At 37.5% G+C, this 15,831-nt stretch carries 14 protein-coding genes and 1 pseudogene; 10 read left to right on the forward strand and 5 right to left on the reverse strand.

Going from position 1 to position 15,831, the window contains the following annotated elements:
- Positions 1-35: 35 nt before the first annotated feature.
- Entirely contained in the window at positions 36-623 is a 588-nt protein-coding gene (locus ACFIM1_RS01290; RefSeq protein ID WP_375607705.1) for an undecaprenyl-diphosphatase, read from the reverse strand.
- Positions 624-958: 335 nt separating this feature from the next.
- On the opposite strand from ACFIM1_RS01290, the gene rpsF reads away from it, so the two are divergent.
- From rpsF to ACFIM1_RS01340, 10 genes and pseudogenes are all read left to right on the forward strand, one after another.
- Positions 959-1,366 (forward strand): 30S ribosomal protein S6, encoded by a 408-nt coding sequence (gene rpsF / locus ACFIM1_RS01295; protein WP_375606290.1) that lies wholly within the window; start codon positions 959-961, stop codon positions 1,364-1,366.
- Positions 1,366-1,614 carry a 30S ribosomal protein S18 gene (rpsR, locus tag ACFIM1_RS01300; RefSeq protein ID WP_375607832.1) on the forward strand — a complete coding sequence of 83 codons (249 nt, stop codon included), beginning with the start codon at positions 1,366-1,368 and terminating at the stop codon, positions 1,612-1,614. The genes rpsF and rpsR overlap by 1 nt, the downstream gene beginning before the upstream one ends.
- A gap of 151 nt (positions 1,615-1,765) precedes the next feature.
- On the forward strand, positions 1,766-2,746 hold the full coding sequence (locus ACFIM1_RS01305) for a hypothetical protein (RefSeq protein WP_375609150.1): 981 nt from the start codon (positions 1,766-1,768) through the stop codon (positions 2,744-2,746).
- Positions 2,747-2,771: 25 nt separating this feature from the next.
- Positions 2,772-3,368, forward strand: a complete 597-nt coding sequence (gene rplI / locus ACFIM1_RS01310; RefSeq protein ID WP_375609149.1) for a 50S ribosomal protein L9 — start codon at positions 2,772-2,774, stop codon at positions 3,366-3,368.
- Between the two features lie 590 nt (positions 3,369-3,958).
- Complete coding sequence (locus tag ACFIM1_RS01315) at positions 3,959-5,449, forward strand: replicative DNA helicase (RefSeq protein WP_375609148.1); 1,491 nt, start codon at positions 3,959-3,961, stop codon at positions 5,447-5,449.
- A gap of 538 nt (positions 5,450-5,987) precedes the next feature.
- Positions 5,988-6,977: pseudogene (locus ACFIM1_RS01320) on the forward strand (DnaB-like helicase C-terminal domain-containing protein); the annotation flags it as partial.
- A 6-nt stretch (positions 6,978-6,983) separates the two neighbouring features.
- Entirely contained in the window at positions 6,984-8,360 is a 1,377-nt protein-coding gene (gene radA, locus ACFIM1_RS01325; RefSeq protein ID WP_375609147.1) for a DNA repair protein RadA, read from the forward strand.
- A 142-nt stretch (positions 8,361-8,502) separates the two neighbouring features.
- The gene (locus ACFIM1_RS01330) at positions 8,503-9,078 is read left to right on the forward strand and encodes a CvpA family protein (RefSeq protein WP_375609146.1); all 576 of its coding nucleotides are present in this window, start codon (positions 8,503-8,505) and stop codon (positions 9,076-9,078) included.
- 82 nt (positions 9,079-9,160) lie between these two features.
- On the forward strand, positions 9,161-10,654 hold the full coding sequence (gene purF, locus ACFIM1_RS01335) for an amidophosphoribosyltransferase (RefSeq protein WP_375609145.1): 1,494 nt from the start codon (positions 9,161-9,163) through the stop codon (positions 10,652-10,654).
- Between the two features lie 2 nt (positions 10,655-10,656).
- Positions 10,657-11,406, forward strand: coding sequence for an SDR family NAD(P)-dependent oxidoreductase (locus tag ACFIM1_RS01340; RefSeq protein ID WP_375609144.1), 750 nt, complete (start codon positions 10,657-10,659; stop codon positions 11,404-11,406).
- Between the two features lie 66 nt (positions 11,407-11,472).
- Here ACFIM1_RS01340 and pssA read toward each other — a convergent pair whose 3' ends face one another.
- The 4 genes from pssA to ACFIM1_RS01360 form a co-directional block, all read right to left on the reverse strand.
- Positions 11,473-12,312, reverse strand: coding sequence for a CDP-diacylglycerol--serine O-phosphatidyltransferase (pssA, locus tag ACFIM1_RS01345; protein ID WP_375606296.1), 840 nt, complete (start codon positions 12,310-12,312; stop codon positions 11,473-11,475).
- Between the two features lie 8 nt (positions 12,313-12,320).
- The gene (locus ACFIM1_RS01350; protein ID WP_375606297.1) at positions 12,321-13,019 is read right to left on the reverse strand and encodes a phosphatidylserine decarboxylase; all 699 of its coding nucleotides are present in this window, start codon (positions 13,017-13,019) and stop codon (positions 12,321-12,323) included.
- Positions 13,020-13,136: 117 nt separating this feature from the next.
- Positions 13,137-15,020 (reverse strand): ABCB family ABC transporter ATP-binding protein/permease, encoded by a 1,884-nt coding sequence (locus tag ACFIM1_RS01355; protein WP_375609143.1) that lies wholly within the window; start codon positions 15,018-15,020, stop codon positions 13,137-13,139.
- A gap of 116 nt (positions 15,021-15,136) precedes the next feature.
- Complete coding sequence (locus tag ACFIM1_RS01360; RefSeq protein WP_375609162.1) at positions 15,137-15,808, reverse strand: DUF421 domain-containing protein; 672 nt, start codon at positions 15,806-15,808, stop codon at positions 15,137-15,139.
- Between the last annotated feature and the right edge of the window lie 23 nt (positions 15,809-15,831).

A 15,831-nucleotide genomic window follows, 5' to 3' on the forward strand; every position in this document is an offset into this window, starting at 1 on the left:
ACCTTATTCATCCACACAAATCAAGACACAGTCCTTTATTTAGAACGAATATCTCTCTTAAAATTATATTTTAAGGGTGGAATTTGATATAAAAACTTAGGAAAATATGGTGCTATAAACTGAATAATACTCAAACTTATAAAACTTCCTAAAACTACACCTGCTAAAATATCAAAAGGGTAATGTACACCCACAAAGATGCGCGCCCAACAGATTAAGAATAAAAACACCACAGCAAATCTAAAAGCCACTTTGTATCGGTAAAAATAAAAGTTAGCTGTATAAGATGCAATGGTCAAGGCATGATTACTAGGAAAAGAAGCCGTTGCACGATGTTGAATCAGGGATGTTGTCAGCCCTACAACGAATGGGCGTGGATGAAAGTAAAAAAGAGAAATAAGATAGCCTATGAAAAGAGAAGTACAAATGCTCATGCAAATGCTTAACACGACACATCGTTCCCTTTCTCTACCACAAAACCACAACGCAAAAAGATGAATAGGAATGATGTAAATTAAAAACTTTGCACAAAAAATACTAAACAAAACTAAAATCGACCAAGATTGATGATTGCCAACAAACATTTCAAAGAGTGAAACATCAATCTGGTTTAAAAAGTCCATTTTTTTCTCCTTATTTTTATAGTGTTACAGAACTATCTCTTTGTAGAAGAGGAAAATATATCAAGATTTAATAAATCAATTTTTTTATGTGCGTAAACTTGCTATTTTTAAAGATAACCTGTAAATATGGAGTATTCGTTGCCGGCACTTTAGCTGGAGGTTGAACGGAGGGCTGTGAAATCAGTAGGAAATACAATGTTTCCGACCTCCCGTGTCTCCGCTCTGAGATGTCTCGAATTGTAAACGCGTCCTTTCTTCTTTGGGTTTCCAAAAAAGACAAGTCGCAGAGGCTTTGCGCTAAAACCGGTGGAATTTAATTGAAGAAAGGCAAAACAATGGCTCTTTATGAACATATGTTCCTTGCTCGACAAGACATTGCACCGCAACAAGTTGATGAACTTTTGAGTCTCTACAAAGGTGTCATTGAAGCGCAGGGTGGAAAAGTTGGGCGTGTAGAAAATTGGGGACTTCGTCCTCTTGCTTACCGTATTCGAAAAAACCGTAAGGCTTATTATGTACTGGTCAATATTGATGCACCAGCTACAGCAATTGCTGAAATGGAGCGTCAGATGCGCATCAATGAGGATGTTTTGCGTTACATGACCATTCGTGTAGAAAAACATGAAAAAGAAAAATCTGCTATGCTCTCACATCTTGATCGCAATAGCCACATTGGTCATGATGAGGAGCGTTCTCGTTCCCCGCGTCGTCAACGTGAAAATGCTATAGAAGGGGTAGAATGATGACTGATACTAATCAAAACTCTGCACGTCGCCCCTTTCATCGCCGTCGCAAAACATGTCCTTTTTCAGGAATTAATGCACCGAAAATTGATTATAAAGATATCAAATTGTTACAACGTTATATCTCTGAACGTGGAAAAATTGTTCCTTCACGGATTACAGCTGTTAGTCAAAAAAGACAGCGTGAATTAGCTAACGCTATCAAACGTGCTCGCTTTTTAGGCTTACTTCCGTACGTTATAAAGTAAACTATAATACATTCTAGCAACTGGAGAATCTCTCCAGTTGCCTTTCTTGTATGATTTAGAAAAATGGCTTATTGTGTATTAGATTAAGCTGTAAAATATCAAAGTTGGGGTATTGATATACCTCTAACTGCAGAAAGCAGGACAGCAATAAATGAAAAAAAATCGTACTTATAAGATATTAACCGGCGTTTTGGCGGGATTATTTGCTGTTGTAGTAGGAATGGCCATCATCAGCGTTGCAAATATCGCGCCCTCTTTTTCTCTTTTTCTTGGCTGCTTTCTCTCATTGCCAATTTTTATTGTTGCGTTCGGTCAAGGAACATTTGCCAGCTTTGTTGCCTTAATAAGTGCTACTGTTGTTCTTGTCGTAACCGCTAATATCTATATTGCTCTTGGTCTTATGTTGTTATCTTTTCTTCCCGCTGTTTATGCCTCTTGGCTTCTTGGACTTGCACGACCAGCGCAAAAAGAAAACACACTGATATGGTACCCATTATCATCCGTTATTTTTCATTTAACCAACTTTATTGCTCTGATAGTAACCTTCATTGGACTCTATGTAAAATCCCGTCCAGACACCCCTCTCATTGCAAAAACAATCACTGAAAATATCGTACAAACCCTACAACAATCGCAGTCATTAAAAGAAGCTAATATCCTTACTGTTAGTGATTTTTTAATGGCGCATGCTGCAACCTTAGCAGCTATCGCTCTGACAGTTTATAGTTTGATTTTTCTCATCGGTAATCTTTATTTTTCAATGATAATAGCCCAATATATGAAGTGGCTGAAAAGACCTCGCGATGATTGGAGCAAAATGCTTCGCCTTCCAATTTCTGGAATTGTCATTTTCATTGTTGTTTCCATCGCGTCAATGGTTGAATTAAGCACTTCTTTTAATTTGGGTACACGTGTCTTTAGCTCTGCTTATACTGTCATTATATCAATTAGTGGTCTAGCATATCTTCACAATATTACAAAAGGGGTAAACGGTCGGATTATTATACTTTCTCTTGTTTATATTGCTATTTTAACTGTTGTTTTTTCTCCACCTATTTCTTTCATGATGCTTTTGATGGGCATTTGGGCTGCTATTCAATACAACATTCAATCACGTAAAAAACTTCACTAAATTTATTTGTTCGAAAGGAAAAACTATGGATATTATTCTACTTGAGCGCATTCCTCGTCTTGGTCAGATGGGTGATATTGTCTCAGTGAAAGATGGTTATGCACGTAATTTTCTCTTACCTCAAGGGAAAGCTTTACGCGCAAATGAAGCTAATAAAAAACATTTTGAGGTACAACGTGCGCAACTTGAAGCACGTAATCTTGAGCGCAAAAGCGAAGCGCAAAAAATTGCTGAAAAACTTGATGGACAATCATTCATTGTTGTTCGTTCTGCTGGTGAAACGGGACAACTTTATGGTTCTGTATCAACACGTGATATTGCTGAAATCATAACAGATGAAGGCTTTTCTATTGGAAGAAATCAAATCGAACTTAATCATCCAATAAAAATGATAGGGCTTTACACTATCACTCTTAGTTTACATCCAGAGGTTCAAATTTCTGTGGTTATTAACGTTGCACGTTCCGCCAGTGAAGCACAACGCCAAGCAGAAGGTGAAACTCTCATTTCCACTAAAGAAATATATAATATTCAAGAAAAAATATCAGAAGAAAAGCAGGAAGAATTATTGGCAGAGGAAATTAATGACAACGATATAAATAATCCTCATCAAGAAGCTTAATTACTATTTTTGCTCTCTGTTTTGTGTTTTTATTCCATTTAATATTTGATCATAAAATACTCACTTCTTAAAACTGAGTATTTTATGACTGTCATACATAAAGAATCTAATTTTTATGCAAAAATTATAGGCATGTTATATAAAGGCATTGCACGCCAGAAATGATCATATCAATCAGAATAAATGCTCCTTATTTTCCAATATAGAAGCAAAAATGATTTAAAGTTCTACCCTTAAGGATAAAATTTACATGAGTGGTAAGTTGATTATATCCTTACATTATCTGAAATAATTTCAATTATAGAAAAGTCATTCTACTTACACCTATATTGGAATTTTAAGATTACGTAGCTTAAAAATACTTAAATTGAGAATATCAAAACGACCATTTAAAGAATCACATATTAAAAATTAAAACATAAGAAATAGATATTACTCATGCACTCATGATAAATGAACCATTCAAAGGGAGTTTCAAAAATTATATGCTTTTAACTTAAAATGAAGATTTGTAGCTCTATTCTTTTACTATACGGCTTTCAATTTATCGCCTAAAGTCGCTAGACTTGGAATTTTAGTGGAAAAATATTATGGAAGAAATTAGTGTTGTTAATGTCAGCTCTTCAAAAAAAGAAGATTCCCCTTCTTTTCGACAACTTCCGCATAATATTGAAGCGGAACAGGCATTGCTTGGTGCTATCTTTATCAACAATGATTCTCTTGACCGCGTTTCAGATTTTCTAAAACCAGAACATTTTTTTGAACCATTGCATCAAAAAATTTATCATGTTTTATCTCACCTTATTAAAACAGGAAAACTTGTAGATCCAGTTACAATCAAGCCCTATATTCAAATGGAAGAAAAAATTGGAGATATTACCGTATACCAATATGTTGTTCGCTTAGCCACTGAGGCAGTCACTATTATTAACGCTGAAGATTATGGACGCGTCATTTACGATCTTTTTATCCGCCGGTCTTTGATTAACCTTGGAACTCAAGTTGTCAATACAGCCTTTGATGCTCCTGTAGAACTCACGCCTACCCAACAAATTGAAACTGTTGAAAATCAGTTATTTGAGCTAGCAGAAAAAGGGAAATATGGAGGTGGATTTGAAAATTTTAATGAGGCTATTAAAAAAGCTATCGATATGGCAAGTGCTGCGAAAAAGCGCTCTTCACAATTATCAGGGATAGCCACCCATATTAAAACACTTGATGAAAAAATGGGAGGATTACAACCATCCGACTTAATTATCCTTGCGGGCCGCCCTGGTATGGGTAAAACCTCACTGGCTACCAATATTGCCTTTAATATTGCCAATGCTTATAATCATAATGGCAATATCCAAGAAAATGAAGGCGGCATTGTAGGGTTTTTCTCACTTGAAATGTCCTCTGAACAGCTTGCAACACGTATTATTTCTGAACAAACAGAAGTCTCTTCTTCTGATATTCGACGTGGTAATATTTCAGATGAACAATTTTCAAAAATTATTCGTGCCGTGAACCAGCTCCAAAAGGCACCGCTTTATATCGATCAAACTGGAGGAATATCAATTACGCAACTGGCTGCCCGTGCACGGCGTCTCAAGCGGCAACATGGTTTGGATATTTTAATTATCGATTATATCCAACTCATGACAAGTAAATCAAAACGTTCATCTGAAAACCGTGTTCAAGAGATTACAGAAATTACGACAGGACTCAAAGCCTTAGCTAAAGAATTGAATATTCCTATTATTGCTCTGTCACAACTTTCACGCCAAGTCGAAAATAGAACAGATAAACGTCCACAACTTTCAGATTTACGTGAATCTGGTTCTATTGAGCAAGATGCCGACATCGTTCTGTTTGTCTATCGTGAAGAATATTATTTCAAAAATGAAGAGCCCAAATTAGGCACTTTGGAACATCAAAAATGGCAAGATGAAATGGATAAAATTATGGGAAAAGCTGATGTCATTGTTGCAAAACAACGTCATGGACCAACAGGAATCGTGTCTCTTGCCTTTCAATCTGACTTCACACGCTTTAGTGATTTGGCTGATAGCAATTATCTTCCAGAGCAAATTGGCTAAACCACCATGGTACGGAACCGTATTCAATTTATCTGTCAAAATTGCAGAACCATCCATTCTCGTTGGGCAGGAAAATGGATGATTTTGGCCGTCATTATTTGCTATCTAAAAAGCTCTTGAATAATATTAATCTTAATAATATGAAAAGATAATACATCTTTTTAGCGTTGCAAATAGGATACATATATCCAAAATCTGTAGCTAATCTAAATCTTTCTATATTGTTCCTTCTTTAAAAAAACTCCTTCTCACAAGACACTCATTTTCTTGTTTTTAAATTCAAAAATAATTGCTGATGTTGTGCAAGACTGGCTATTATGTAAAATATCAGAAAATTTCCTCTTTATAGGACAATCTCTAACCTTTTAACAAAAATATTTTCTAATCTATCTGAAAAATTACCCTAATTACCGCAATATAAAAAACAAGCAGTGTTTTAAATACTACAGCACAGAGAAAATTCTATAACATGCAAAATATTCTTGATATAAAATTGCATAAAAACTGATATCTAACAAAAGGAAAATGTATAATTATGCTAGAAAAAAAAGAAGACTGCGATAGTGGATTTGACAGTCTTGATGAAGCTATCAAAAGAGTTATTGATATAGCAGGTGCTGCAAAAAAGCGCTCTTCGCAAATATTAGGGATAGCGACTCATATTCAAACACTTGATGAAAAAATGGGAGGATTACAACCATCCGATTTAATTATCCTTGCAGGGCGCCCTGGTATGGGTAAAACTTCACTTGCTACCAATATTGCCTTTAATATTGCCAATGCTTATAATCATAATGGTAATATCCAAGAAAATGAAGGCAGCGTTGTAGGATTCTTCTCACTTGAAATGTCCTCAGAGCAGCTTGCAACACGTATTATTTCTGAACAAACGGAAGTCTCTTCTTCTGATATTCGACGTGGTCATATTTCAGATGAACAATTTTCAAAAATTATTCGTACGGTAAATCAGCTCCAAAAGGCACCCCTTTATATTGATCAAACTGGAGGAATATCAGTTTCACAACTGGCTGCCCGTGCTCGGCGTCTCAAGCAAAAACATGGTTTGGATGTCTTAATTATTGATTATATCCAACTCATGACAAGTGATTTAAAATACACATCTGAATATCGTATTCAAGAAATCACTGCAGAATTAAAAGCCTTAGCTAAAGAATTAAATATCCCTATTATTGCTCTTTCACAACTTTCACATCAAGTTGAAAACAGAACAGATAAACGCCCAAAACTTTTAGATTTAGGTGGATTTGGTTCTATTGAGCAAGATGCCGACATCGTTTTATTTGTCTATCGTGAAGAATATTACCTTAAAAATGAAGAACCAAAGTTCGGTAGCTTTGAACATATGAAATGGCTAGAAATAATGGACAAAGCTTTTGGAAAAGCTGATGTTATTATTGCAAAACATCGCCATGGGCCGACAGGAATCGTTCCCCTTGCCTTTCAATCTGACTTCACACGCTTTAGTGATTTGGCTGATAGCAATTATCTTCCAGAGCAAATTGGCTAAACCACCATGGCACGCAAGCGTATTCAATTTATCTGTCAAAATTGCGGAACCATCCATTCTCGTTGGGCAGGGAAATGTAGCGCCTGTGGAGAATGGAATTCTCTTGTTGAAGAAAATATAAATGGCGGCATAGGAAGTGGTCCTAAGCAGAATACGCGTAAAGGACGCATCGTTGCCCTTACATCTCTTTCTGGAGATATCCAAGATGCTCCACGTATTCATTCTGGTATTGCGGAACTTGATCGTGTTACCGGTGGGGGCTTTGTCCGTGGATCAGCACTCCTTGTTGGTGGTGATCCTGGTATTGGAAAATCAACATTGCTGACACAAACAGCTGCTGCTTTATCCCGCAAAGGACATCATGTCATCTATGTCTCAGGTGAAGAGGCTATTGCGCAAATTTGTCTGCGTGCACAGAGGCTTGGAGCGAACAATACAGAAGTAAAACTTGCCGCTGAAACCAATGTAGAAGATATTCTGGCAACCTTAAGCGAACATAAAAACCTTGATATGGTGATTATCGATTCGATTCAAACTCTATGGTCAGATACAGCAGATTCAGCACCTGGCACTGTCACACAAGTACGTATTGGCGCTCAAGCAATGATCCGCTTTGCCAAGAAAACAGGAGCTGCTGTTGTTCTTGTTGGTCATGTTACAAAAGATGGGCAAATTGCTGGTCCTAGAGTCGTTGAACATATGGTTGATGGCGTTCTCTATTTTGAGGGTGAAGGTGGACATCATTATCGCATTCTTAGAACTGTAAAAAATCGCTTCGGGCCAACAGATGAAATTGGTGTCTTTGAAATGTCTGATAAAGGATTACGCGAAGTGATAAATCCATCCGAATTGTTCTTAGGAGAACGTAATGAAAAAGCACCAGGCGCTGCTGTTTTCGCCGGCATGGAAGGAACACGCCCAATATTAGTAGAAATTCAAGCGCTTGTTGCTCCTTCTTCCCTTGGGACACCAAGACGTGCAGTTGTCGGATGGGATGGAAATCGTCTTTCTATGATTCTTGCCGTTTTAGAGGCCCATTGTGGCATTCGTTTTGGACAGCATGATGTCTATCTGAACGTGGCAGGTGGATATCGCATATCAGAACCCGCTGCTGATTTAGCTGTAGCCGCTGCTTTGGTATCCTCTCTTGCTAATATTCCTTTGCCAACAAATTATGTATATTTTGGTGAAGTCAGTCTTTCAGGAGCTACCCGCGCTGTTGCACATTCAGCACAGCGCATCAATGAAGCAAAAAAACTCGGCTTTCAGGGAGCCTTTCACCCCACAACAACAACCGAAATGATGAATTCGCTCAACTTTCAACAAAAAACTTTCTCCGACCTTCCCGAACTCGTTGCTACTCTTACTGTAAGTAAAAAATGATCTGTACCACAGATATGATAATATAGAAAAAACTCTATAAAATACAAAAGATCCTTGCTATAAGAACAAAAAATGGCATAACAAAAAATATATTTTCACACAGACTTAAAAGAACACAACTTTATGTATAAGGAACAAACAAATGATCATAACAATCCTTGATGGAATTGTCGTAGTAATCATCCTGTTGTCCGCTTTTCTCGCTATGCTTCGAGGATTTTCACGTGAAGTGTTATCGTTGATTTCTTGGGCAGTTGCAGCTGTTACGACACTGTTTTTATTCAAACCTGTCTTACCTTTCTTTGAACAATATCTCTCTAATAAAATGATTGCATTGATCACAACATTGGTCACAATTTTTATTATTGTTCTCATTATTACTTCAATTATTACAATGAAGATCTCTGATTTTATTATTGATAGTCGAATTGGTATTCTTGACCGTGCTATTGGTTTTATTTTTGGAGCACTTCGTGGTTTACTTATCATGGTCATCGGTATGTTGCTGATTAATGCACTGATTAAACCCGAGCTTCAAGCGAATTGGTTAAAAAATGCAAAAACAAGACCTATTTTAGATTCATTGGGACAAAAAGTTTGGGAAATACTCCCCAAAGATATTGGATCTGTTCTCGAAAAGACGGAAAATTTGTTTAAAGACAGCAATAAACATACGTATGAGCAACACTCTCATGAAAAGATAATTTTCAAAAAATAGAGAATAGTTTTTCATGAGGAAAGAAAACTAAATGATGTAAAATGTGATATTAATGATTCCTCCATATCACAACTGAAAGAATATGATGATAAAAAGCGATGTTTTCTGTCAAGAATTTTCATTAGATGATGATACCCTTCATGAAGAATGTGGAGTTTTTGGTATTCTTGGGCATGAAGATGCCGCAACATTAACAGCTCTTGGACTCCACGCACTTCAGCATCGTGGGCAAGAAGCAGCTGGGATTGTTTCTTACCATAATAAAATGTTTCATCAAGAAAAGCATTTAGGTCTTGTTGGCGATCACTATACAAACCCTGCAACACTTGCGCGCTTACCAGGAAATCGTGCTATTGGACATACCCGTTATTCAACAACTGGAGAAGTGGCATTACGCAATGTTCAACCCCTTTTTGCTGAATTGAAAGTTGGAGGTATTGCTATTGCGCATAATGGTAATCTTACCAATGGTCTTACATTGCGCCGAGAACTCATCGCTTCTGGTGCCATCTGTCAATCAACATCAGATTCAGAAGTTTTTCTCCATCTTATTGCCCGCTCACGTTATGAATCGTCCTCTGATCGTTTTGTTGATGCGATTCGGCAAGTAGAAGGTGGCTATGCTATGTTAGCACTCACACGTACAAAGCTTATTGCTGCACGCGATCCAACAGGAATTAGACCCCTCGTGATGGGGGAACTTGATGGTAAGCCTATCTTTTGTTCTGAAACTTGTGCTCTTGATATTATTGGAGCAAAATATGTCCGTGATGTTAAAAATGGGGAAATTATCATATGTGAAATACAAAAAAATGGGGAAATTACTAAAAAAATTATAAAACCAGAAAATACAAAACCAGAAAAACTTTGCTTGTTTGAATATGTTTATTTTGCCCGTCCTGACTCAATCGTTGGAGGACGTAGTGTTTATACAACACGCAAAAATATGGGGATTCGTTTAGCACAGGAAGCTCCTTGTAAGGGTGATGTTGTGGTCCCTGTTCCTGATGGAGGAACACCCGCTGCAATCGGCTATGCACAAGAAATTGGAATTCCCTTTGAGCTTGGTATTATTCGTAATCATTATGTTGGACGGACTTTTATCGAACCAACACAACAAATTCGCGCTTTTGGCGTCAAGTTAAAACATTCTGCAAACCGTCCTGTGATTAAAGGAAAACGTGTTATTTTGGTTGATGACTCTATTGTCCGTGGAACAACATCCCTCAAAATTGTGCGAATGCTCCGCGATGCCGGAGCAAAAGAAGTGCATATGCGCGTTTCTAGTCCTATGATTTTCTATCCGGATTTTTATGGCATTGATACACCTAAAGTTGAAAGCCTTTTAGCAAATCAATATCCAGATTTAAAATCTATGTGTGATTTTATTGGAGCAGATTCATTAGAATTTCTTTCAACGGATGGGTTGTATCTTGCTGTAGCAGGCGAAAAACGAAATAATGCTGATCCACAATTTACTGATCATTATTTTACTGGATATTACCCTACTCATCTGGTTGATCAAGAAAACCTCTCCAAAATTCATCAATCATCTGTTCTTAAAACAAAAGATTAACGATGGCAAAATATGACTTTAGTCTCCATGGGCGTGTTGCACTTATTACGGGTGCCTCAAGAGGAATTGGCTATTATTTGGCACTCGAGCTTGCTGCACGCGGCGCTCATATTATTGCTCTTGCACGAACAGTCAGTGGACTTACTGAATTAGATAATCAAATCCGAAAAAAAGGGGCTCATGCAACCCTTGTTCCCCTTGACTTGCATCATATGGAAAACATCGATGCTCTTGCTATCTCAATTGCCAAACGCTGGAAAAAACTTGATATTATCGTCGCAAACGCAGGAATTCTTGGAACACTCTCACCAATAGCACATATTGAAAACACAGTATTTGAAGATGTTTTTCAAATAAATCTTTTCAGCCAATGGCGCTTAATGAAAGCCGTTGAGCCTTTATTACGTGAATCTGACGCTGGACGAGCCATCCTGTTATCCTCAACCGTTGCGCATGCTGCGCGCCCTTTCTGGGGAGCTTATGCAGCCTCTAAAGCGGCTCTAGAGGTGATTGCCCGCTGTTGGGCAGAAGAACTCAAACAAACCCCTATTAAGATTAATTGTGTCAACCCTGGTGCCACACGCACTGCCATGCGCGCTGAAGCTATGCCCGGTGAAGATCCACAAACTCTCCCTTCACCACAAGAGATTGCAAAAAAGATAATCCATTTGTTATCACCTGATTTAAAAGAAACTGGAAAACTCTTTAATGTCCGTAAAAATCGGTTTGTAGATTATCATATACCTGATTGATCGCATCTGAGAGGTAAATAGTTTGGATCTCTCTCTTTTCTTTGCTACTCAAAAAAATGTAACATTTTATGATTCTTGGATAGCTTTAGCGTCAGCCTCTTTCTCTTCTAAAGCCGAACGTTTATTATAAGCAACAAAACTACAGGGGAGAAAAATCATATAGCTAATAGCCGTAATCAATAAAGTTTTCCACGTGTAAGTCGCAAGAAAACCGACATAAATAACAATGACCAACATGCACGGTATAACGATATCACGCCTTAAATTTTGATCAATTGTTTTTGCATTCCATACCGGTAAACGACTAATCAAAAGAAAAGCAATAATTACAGTATAAAGACTAAAAAATAATGCCCACCCCCAATTAGGTACCAAACCAAGAGCACCTAAATACGTAGGTAATAAAAGTAATAACGCTCCTGCTGGTGCTGGAACACCAACAAAATAACTTTTCTGCCACTTAGGTATATTGGGATTATCTAACATCACATTAAAACGTGCTAATCGCAAACAACAAGCAACACAATAAACAAGGGCTGCAACCCAACCAATGTGATACGCTTGATTTAAGATAAAGGAATAAACAATAAGGGCAGGAGTAACACCAAAATTTATAACATCAGCAAGAGAATCCATCTGTGCCCCAAAAGATGAGCTACCATCTATTAAACGCGCAATGCGACCATCAGCACCATCTAAAATTGCAGCGAAAAGCACCATTAAAATAGCAGCCTCATAGCGATGCTCAAAAGCCAAACGAATACTGTTCATCCCTGCGCAAATTGCTAAAATAGTAATAATATTGGGAATGACATACCGCATTGGGATAGGTGAACGCCTCCGATTTGCAACATCATCATGTTGCCCCTCAGGATTGAATGAAGAAAACGGTGAAAAATTTTTCATTGTGTTTCCTAATCATATCTGAAATCCGTTATGGCATTCTTATCATCAAAAGAACCCAAAACCGTCTCTCCAGCAATTGCTGTCTGTCCAACTGCAACACGCAATTTCATTTCAATTGGTATATAAATATCAAGGCGAGAACCAAAACGAATCAATCCAAATCGCTCACCAGTCATAACGGCATCGTTTTCTTTTGACCAGCAAACAATCCGGCGCGCAACCATTCCCGCTATTTGTACGACACCAATTTTACCATGTTTGCTATCAATTACCACCCCATTACGCTCATTAAACTGACTAGCTTTATCAAAGTCAGCATTGGTAAATCGACCTGGATGATAAACGATAGACTCTACTGTACCACTGATAGGAATACGATTAATATGGCATGAAAAAACATCCATAAAAATAGAAATACGGATCATTTCATCTTTCCCTAAACCTAATTCTTCAGGTGGAACACATGATTCCACACATGAAATACGCCCATCAGCAGGCGACATCACCCAATTTGAATTCAAAGGGATCACACGATCTGGATCACGGAAAAAGTATATACACCACACCGTGAGAACGAGACCAAACCAAAAAAACGGACTCCATATCCAACCAAGAATGAGCGAAATAACAAAAAACGCTACAATAAAAGGATAACCTTCTTTATGAACCGGTACAAAGCTATTATGGAAAGATTGCAGAATACTCATATAATTTCCTATTCATCGTAAACTTAAACAAGCAACAAAGCTTTTTGTTCCTCTTGTGTCTTTTTATGTATTTAATCAATCACTCCATATAAAGATATAGATTACATTTTGCTCTATTTATTTTTTACGATTAACAACACTCGTCTCATCTTCTTCACGCATTTGACGTAATTTTTCTTCAGCTTGCGATGCTTCAAGCTGCTTATTCCACATTGAAGCATAGAGACCTTTCTTGCGTAAAAGCTCTGTATGTGTCCCATTTTCAATAATACGACCACTTTTAAGAACCAAAATTTCATCAGCATTGATAACCGTAGAAAGACGGTGAGCAATAATCAATGTTGTACGTCCACGGCTTACAATATCCAATGCTTGTTGAATTTCCTGTTCTGTCGCCGTATCAAGAGCCGCTGTTGCTTCATCTAGAATAAGAAGTGGGGGGGCTTTTAAGAGTGTCCGTGCAATAGCCACACGTTGTTTTTCACCACCTGATAATTTGAGACCACGCTCTCCTACCATAGATTGAAAACCTTCTGGTAATATCTCAATAAATTTTGAGATCTGTGCCATTTCAGCAGCTTTGCGCATCTCTTCATCTGTAGCACTTGGACGCCCATAGCAAATATTATAGGCAATTGTATCATTAAATAACACCGTATCTTGTGGTACCATGCCTATCGCTTCGCGCAAACTTTTTTGTGTTACATCACGAATATCCTGCCCGTCAATTGTAATAGAGCCCGAATCAACATCATAAAACCGAAAAAGCAACCGAGAAATAGTTGATTTCCCTGCACCCGATGGACCAACAATAGCGACTGTTTTTCCTCCAGAAACTTCAAAATCAATATCTCTAAGAATCTGACGCGTCGAATCATAGGAAAACTTTACCTGATGAAAACGAATGGTTCCATCGCTTATCTCTAACGGTTTGGCGTCCGATTTATCAACAATCTCCTGTTGAACATCTAAAAGATCAAACATCGCTTCAATATCCGTTAAACCTTGCCGAACATCACGATAAATTGAACCAATAAAATTCAGTGGAATAGAAAGTTGCATTAAAAGTGCATTAATAAAAACAAAGTCTCCTAAAGTTTGTGTCTTATAATAAACTTCATAAGCTGACATCAGCATTATGATCGTCATTCCAATACCAAAGATAAGAGCCTGACCAAAATTAAGCCAGCTTAATGATGTCCAAATCTTTGTTGCGGCTTTTTCATAACATACCATAGAAGCATTGAAACGATCAGCTTCTAGAGTTTCATTGCTAAAATACTTGACCGTTTCAAAATTCAAGAGAGAATCAACAGCGCGCGTATTCGCCTCAGTATCCGCTGTATTCATTTGTTGCCGAATACGAATGCGCCAATCACTCGCCTTAATGGTAAACAAGGTATATAACCCAACCGTTACAACAACGCTGAGAAGATAATACCACCCATAACTTATGTAAAATACAAGTGCTGTTAATATAAATTCTAAAACTGTCGGTATTGTATTGAGAATTGAAAATCTTACGATAGCTTCAATTCCTTTTGTACCACGCTCAATCACGCGAGAAAGCCCACCAGTTCGGCGTTCCAAATGAAATCGCAAAGATAATTCATGAATATGTACAAAGGTTTTATAAGCTAATTGACGAACAGCATATTGACCAACAGTGGCAAAAAGAGAATCGCGTAATTGATTTAATCCAGCCTGCATAATACGTGCAACATTGTACGCCAAAACGAGCATGATGGGAATAATCCAATTGGATGGAAACCATTCAGGTAACTGAAAGCTAGCATCAAGCACATTCGTAGAATATTTAAAGAAATACGGTACAGATATGAGAACGAACTTGGCCAAAACAAGATAAAATATTGCCCATAGCACACGCATTTTTAGATCACGCCGATCTACTGGCCACATATAAGGCCATAAATTGTAAAGTGTGCGCAGAGTTTTCCCCGTATCTGATGATACAGTTTTTGTTATTTCATTACGTTTCATAAAGCCCTTACTTCTCTATCATCCACACGAAAAAGGCAAAACACCCCCCTGTGGTTGTTTATAGGTTCATCTCTTCATTATGCTTCCAATAAGCTATACCTACTCGTTGTTTGAAGTTAGACTGTTTTTGAAAGAGGAACAAGAAATAATCCACTATATAATTTATTATTTGGGTCTGTATTCTCATACCACTCTGCTGCAAATAAACTTTCAACTTTTACATGCTTTTTTTTCAGTTCTGCATGAAGCCACTTTTTTGTTTTACCAATCTCTTTCAGCCCCTTATCAAGAATTTCGCCATTTTGTATTAAAATGATAGACTTCTTTCCTTCTTCCTTTTTAATAACGGAACAATCGCCATTGGTTTCTAAACGAACGAAAGCAGCTTCGTGTAAACTACAGCCTTTAATACGCAACATTGTAATCAGATCATTCACACTGATACCTAAGTTTTTAATCTTATCCACTTGAAATACTCCGTCTAAAACCAATGCAATATGACGTCCTGCAATGAGACGACGAAAAAAAACTGAATAGCGCATCAGAAAATTAAGAGTGGTGACCAAAGTCTGCCAAATAAATAAGACGATCAATAATTGAATACTGCTAACATCCGGACTATAAATAACGCCTCCAATGATACTTCCCATCACAAAATTACTTACCAAATCAACTGGCGTCATTTGACTAAGACTACCACGACCTGTGGTTCTTAAAATCAAGAGGAAAGCGATAAGGCCTACAACTAATTTTAGTGCGACATACCCATAATGATATAAAAATTCCATCATATTCTCCTTTTTCATGAGAG

The sequence above is a fragment of the Bartonella sp. AC158YNML genome (assembly GCF_042196725.1).
GTDB lineage: Bacteria > Pseudomonadota > Alphaproteobacteria > Rhizobiales > Rhizobiaceae > Bartonella.

What these genes read in the sequence shown, in the direction of transcription:
- ACFIM1_RS01290 (WP_375607705.1), bottom strand. Translation starts at nt 623, where the DNA reads ATGGACTTTTTAAACCAGATTGATGTTTCACTCTTTGAAATGTTTGTT.
- rpsF (WP_375606290.1), top strand. Translation starts at nt 959, where the DNA reads ATGGCTCTTTATGAACATATGTTCCTTGCTCGACAAGACATTGCACCG.
- rpsR (WP_375607832.1), top strand. Translation starts at nt 1,366, where the DNA reads ATGACTGATACTAATCAAAACTCTGCACGTCGCCCCTTTCATCGCCGT.
- ACFIM1_RS01305 (WP_375609150.1), top strand. Translation starts at nt 1,766, where the DNA reads ATGAAAAAAAATCGTACTTATAAGATATTAACCGGCGTTTTGGCGGGA.
- rplI (WP_375609149.1), top strand. Translation starts at nt 2,772, where the DNA reads ATGGATATTATTCTACTTGAGCGCATTCCTCGTCTTGGTCAGATGGGT.
- ACFIM1_RS01315 (WP_375609148.1), top strand. Translation starts at nt 3,959, where the DNA reads ATGGAAGAAATTAGTGTTGTTAATGTCAGCTCTTCAAAAAAAGAAGAT.
- radA (WP_375609147.1), top strand. Translation starts at nt 6,984, where the DNA reads ATGGCACGCAAGCGTATTCAATTTATCTGTCAAAATTGCGGAACCATC.
- ACFIM1_RS01330 (WP_375609146.1), top strand. Translation starts at nt 8,503, where the DNA reads ATGATCATAACAATCCTTGATGGAATTGTCGTAGTAATCATCCTGTTG.
- purF (WP_375609145.1), top strand. Translation starts at nt 9,161, where the DNA reads ATGATGATAAAAAGCGATGTTTTCTGTCAAGAATTTTCATTAGATGAT.
- ACFIM1_RS01340 (WP_375609144.1), top strand. Translation starts at nt 10,657, where the DNA reads ATGGCAAAATATGACTTTAGTCTCCATGGGCGTGTTGCACTTATTACG.
- pssA (WP_375606296.1), bottom strand. Translation starts at nt 12,312, where the DNA reads ATGAAAAATTTTTCACCGTTTTCTTCATTCAATCCTGAGGGGCAACAT.
- ACFIM1_RS01350 (WP_375606297.1), bottom strand. Translation starts at nt 13,019, where the DNA reads ATGAGTATTCTGCAATCTTTCCATAATAGCTTTGTACCGGTTCATAAA.
- ACFIM1_RS01355 (WP_375609143.1), bottom strand. Translation starts at nt 15,020, where the DNA reads ATGAAACGTAATGAAATAACAAAAACTGTATCATCAGATACGGGGAAA.
- ACFIM1_RS01360 (WP_375609162.1), bottom strand. Translation starts at nt 15,808, where the DNA reads ATGGAATTTTTATATCATTATGGGTATGTCGCACTAAAATTAGTTGTA.